The sequence below is a fragment of the Psychrobacter piechaudii genome (assembly GCF_900162825.1).
In the GTDB taxonomy this organism is placed as follows: domain Bacteria; phylum Pseudomonadota; class Gammaproteobacteria; order Pseudomonadales; family Moraxellaceae; genus Psychrobacter; species Psychrobacter piechaudii.
Window position 1 is genome coordinate 1 of sequence record NZ_FUGE01000240.1, and the last position, 4799, is coordinate 4799.

General features: G+C 42.4%; 3 protein-coding genes and 1 pseudogene. All 4 read right to left on the bottom strand.

The genetic code is table 11. From position 1 onward, the window contains the following. Positions 1 to 129 (bottom strand): annotated as a pseudogene (locus A1019T_RS12265) (IS982 family transposase); the annotation flags it as partial. A gap of 263 nt (positions 130 to 392) precedes the next feature. Next, positions 393 to 1547 carry a catalase family protein gene (locus A1019T_RS12270; RefSeq protein ID WP_077451959.1) on the bottom strand — a complete coding sequence of 385 codons (1155 nt, stop codon included), beginning with the start codon at positions 1545 to 1547 and terminating at the stop codon, positions 393 to 395. An 81-nt stretch (positions 1548 to 1628) separates the two neighbouring features. Continuing rightward, the gene (locus tag A1019T_RS12275; protein ID WP_007394487.1) at positions 1629 to 3218 is read right to left on the bottom strand and encodes a Dyp-type peroxidase; all 1590 of its coding nucleotides are present in this window, start codon (positions 3216 to 3218) and stop codon (positions 1629 to 1631) included. Between the two features lie 214 nt (positions 3219 to 3432). Further along, a complete protein-coding gene (locus A1019T_RS12280) occupies positions 3433 to 4002 on the bottom strand; it encodes a hypothetical protein (RefSeq protein ID WP_007394488.1) in 570 nt (189 codons plus the stop codon). Positions 4003 to 4799: the final 797 nt, after the last annotated feature.

Below are 4799 nucleotides of genomic sequence, written 5' to 3' on the forward strand. Positions count from 1 at the left end.
CTCTGGTACACTTATCTTGCATGCTCTTAATCGCTTTGTCCCATTTTCGATCAGCTGACGTTCAAATTCTGGTTTGAATGCTTGGTAAAAGTCGTCAATGTGGCAGTATAATTCGGTTAGGTTGTCCATGTAAGAAGTCCTTTTTGTTGAGTTTTTATTAGTACATTAACTTTAACAATTTTGGACTTCTTTTTTTTGCTTTTTTTTGACCTGCTTATCCCGAACTCAGGTTAGTATAGGTTTAATGGCATAAAAAGGTAAAAAACCGTTAGCCCAGTCACAGGCTAACGGTTGTTGAATGATTGAGGGCGATGTGGTTTTTCACCCAATGGGTGAAATTTTACCCCAAACAATGCCCCCATAACCGCCCCGCTACTGGTTTTTTGCCAAATTTAAAGGTTATAAAAATCTTTATCAAATGCCTGTTTTAGATTGGTTGGCTCGGCACGTTTTTTATGATTTAAACGATGGCGCGTGGTCGAGGCGGTTTGATAGGCACGCAGGCGCGCGTGCTGCAGATTACCAATCGGACGGTTGGCTTCAATACAGCGAAACGGGGTAAATGACAAATGCTCCATGATGTCAAAGTTACCGTCATCTGGCACATCTTGGCAAGGGATGGTAAGTTTTGCCACTGTCACAAATGGCGCGTCTTTTTCATCCCATTCTTTGGTCAAGTCATTGATGGGTTGGTCTTTTAAGTTACGGCACAGCTGGATTTGCACATCAAACTCATAATCATGCTCACGGATTTCTTGTAAAATCAGAGGACGAATCGCCTCGTTAGTGGCGTTGACATCAAGATCACGGCGTTTGATTTTGGCTTGTGATGCTTTGGTCGGGGCGACACGGATTTTTGCCATATAGTCGCCATGACGCACCGCCCCTTGTGAGTAAAAACTGTATAACAAGGTATTTTGCGGTTTGATGGTTTTAAATTTACTAAAAGCCCTAAAAGTCTTGAGGGATTCTTTGGATGGCAGTTTTGTGCCATTTTGGGTAAGCCAGTCAAAGGCAAATTTGGCTTGACCTTTCGCCCCTTTGGCAAAATAATCATTTAATTGTAAAAATAGTCGTGAAATATAACTATAGTCTTGGATAGTATTACAAAAGAAAATAGGAAAATTAATCATATTGTAGTCAAAGTTTGGGCTATCTTGCTCATCTGGCAGTAATTTTTCGCCTTTGACACCAAAGACTTTAATCGCCAACCCTTGAGAAAGTCCCAACTTGTTGTCGGCAGCCACACGAGATGAGCCGTTAGAAAAACGAATCACCGCTTCATGACGAGCGGGTTTGGCATAGATACCTTGGGCATATTCTTTGGGCAGTTTTGGTAAAATCTCAAAGTTGGCTTTTAATGCACAGTAGCCTTTGGCATGGGCGTCTCGGGTGTGATAGTTGATTTTGCTAACGGTGTCTGATTTGCCGATATAGTCACGAATATCTGCGGTGATTTGGTCGATGGCTTTTTCATCGTCGCTAGTGAGCTGGTCGATGGCTGGGTCAAACTTGGCATAACGACGACCGAATAATTTATTTAACATGATGATTGTCCTTTGTTATTTTCATTATTTCATAAGGTTAGCAGTACTAAAAACGCCTAACCTTTTTTATTTAGTTTTACGCTAATATGAATTTTCGTTAAGCTCACTAATCCATTTAAGTGCCGACAAGCTCGGTACAAAAAGATATTCACCGCCTTGCAGGGTATTAAATTGCAAAATATTGGTATGACGCTTACGAATTGGCTCATCGGGTACGGTGAACACATCGCTATCAGCGTCACTACCTGCGTGTACGCCTAGCATTGGGTCACGTTCTTCCCCAAGGTTCATAAAGTTACCGTCATTAATCCATTGGCTTTGCAAAAACTCAAGCGTGTCCATGGCATGCGCGTTGATACCGATAAAAAATAGACCCCGCTCTTGACCATCGTCTTGGGTCACGTTGGGTGGCACGATATCGCCATACGATACGCTACGACGGATAATACGATGAAGACGCACATCGCTTAGAATAAAGTCTTTGGTATTGCGGGGGTTCATACGGCGAGCATGGGCACCAAACGGGCAGCCTTTGCCATAGGGATCGTCCGTGTAGTCAAATTTATTGTTTGCTACATTGTCTTTGCCTAGGGCTTCATCATCGTGATCTGGGCTTAGGGTGATGGGGGCACCCGAACGCCAGCGACCAAACATTTTTGCCCCCAATTTATCGGCTTTAGCTGGGTCATTGTCGCTTTGTTCAAGGCAATAGCGGTGAAAGTCAGCCACATTACTGCGGTATTTTCGCAGTACCATAAACGAGCCGTTTTTTCCCAATACTTCAGGCTGTGGCATGGGAGGTACCACGCCCGCTTCACCTTTATAACCTAACACAAATTCACCCGCCGCAATCGGACGTTCGGTGTTATTTTCAAGGCTGATACCACTGCCATCAACTTCTGGGTTACTGATGCCATCGCGATAACCAAACACGTTTTTGACCTCACCATCTGCGCCAAAATCATGTTCCACTAAGATTTCGATGGCGTTACGGCTGGTATCTAGATAAGGGGCAAACGCCTGTTTAAGTTCGTCAAGTTTGGCTTGCCATTTTTCTTGGCTATCGGCAATCACCGCGCCGCAAATATGAATATCGCCTTTATCACCAAATGGCGCAAGCCAGTTACTCGGGTCATTATCGCCTTTGTCACCCAAGATATCTGAGCGACCTGCCATACCTGTTTTGAAATTTTCTGGGAAAGAATCAAGCGAGCTTTGCGGTAAGCCCAAGGCTTTTAGCCCCTCATACGTCATCACAATGGTCAAATTAGCATCCATATCTTTTTGGAAATTTTTTGAGCCTGTGACGTTTGGTAATACCGCTTTTAGTAATTCACGACCCGCGTTACTATCATTGACTTTTAGCGCGACAAGCGTGCCATAGTAAGGCGCAGGGCGGTCATGTAAGATGATGGCTTGAATATCCTCAAGCTCCATCGTGGCGATATTGGGATAGATAGCGTTCGTTGCCCGTGTGGTGACGCTGTGCAGCTGCGTGCTGATTTTTTGTTTCGCTTCATGTACCCGTTCTTTGACACTGCCTTCTTCAGCGGGTGTATCGCTGTGTTCAAATTTGTCTTTAATGGCCTCTATGCCATGCTCGATACCATCCTGTAGATGGGTTTTTAATTTGCCAAGTAGGCTTTCATTCGCTGGGTTGTCGTTATTCATGGTCGTTCCTAGCAGAGAATTTCAAAAATTTGATGCTAAGAACCTGCTCACCATACACCACGCTAAATATCGTTTATGGTAAAAATCACGCAACAAATGGCTTTTGTATCGAAATTTTAACCTAAAGCTTGCCCATTTAGAGTACGCTTAGAATAGTACGCTGATAAAAGTGAGCTGATAAACGTGATATGGTGAATACAGGTTCTAAGTCGTCTTATTGGGCTTGTTCAATTGCTTTATTAATGCCACGCACGATTTTGTCATTACGCGCAATATCACGAACCGTCAGATGCGGTACACCCACATACCAACCGGTAGCGGTAATCTGATGGTCAAGGATAAATTGCTTGACAGTCGGGTCTTTAATCCCAGGCCAACCCTCTACATTGCCAAAAATCAAGTCCATGAGTTCTGGAATTTTGGTAGCAAAGTCATTGATGTAGGCGTCCCAATCGCCATCATAGGCGGTACAAAACAGTAGCTTGGTGTCATTGTCTAAAAACACCAACCGCAAATCATGCAAGGTGCCTACATTGGTCGCTCCTGCAAGATTGCCTTTGGTAATTTCTAAAATTCGTTTGATACGAGCTGCCCCATCTTTGGTTAAGGGGGCGATGGCGGTGAGTTCAGAAACTTTGCCTGATTTTAAGCCCTTTTCACCGGCGCTGGTCACAGAATGGTCATAGCCATCATTAGCGCCCTCTTTTAGGTTTGCCATGAGCATTTGGGCTTTTAATGCCACATCGTCTAATAAAGAAAGTTTTTCGTTGTTTTCAGTTGTCATATTTATTGCCCTTATAGTTGTTAGTTGATCATTAATTGAAGTGCTTGATTTAAATTTATTTATCTCATAGTTTTATTATTTAAAATTTAAATCCTTTTTATTATATAAGCCGCAAAAATTAAAAAGCGCTAAATTAACTTTTATCACCCATAAAATTACAAAACTAAACTATTGATTAAAAAATGACATACTAGAGACCGTAAAGCTAACAGTGTTGGCTTAAAAAATTTTCATTACTATCAATAGGTTATTCACATCCCGAATATAACCTAGCTATAGAGAAGTCATTTTTCCTGTGTTGCATTTGCTAAAAAAGTTGGGATATTGACACCTTGATGATTAACTTTAGCAAAGTAGCTTGCTGGTCTAATCTCACCGTATAACTGGCTACCACTTTTTAAAACAAAGTCTATCAGTTAAAAGGTTTATCAGTTAAAAGATGTTTATCATGGCTAGGGTGGATTCCACACACCCTGTCGGATGATAGGTGTCTAATGATAGGTATAGATGAAGCGAAAAACGTGCTTTAATTAGCACGTTTTATCACAAGCATTGAAGACGCCTTTAATATGTCTTTAAGATGAATTTAAGAGGCGATGGCGTGTTTGGGTGCAGCAGTGGTAGGTGTTTTTGGGGTTGCAGTGTCACGGGTTTGTTGCGGTGGTGCATAGTGACCCCTGCTGTCAATTCCGTACAGTTAAACTTGGGAGATTTTAGTTACCCAGCCTGACGATAATAATCAAACCACACCTGTCTTGGCGATTGATAGCCCAAACCCTTTTGAATCCTCGTCTGAT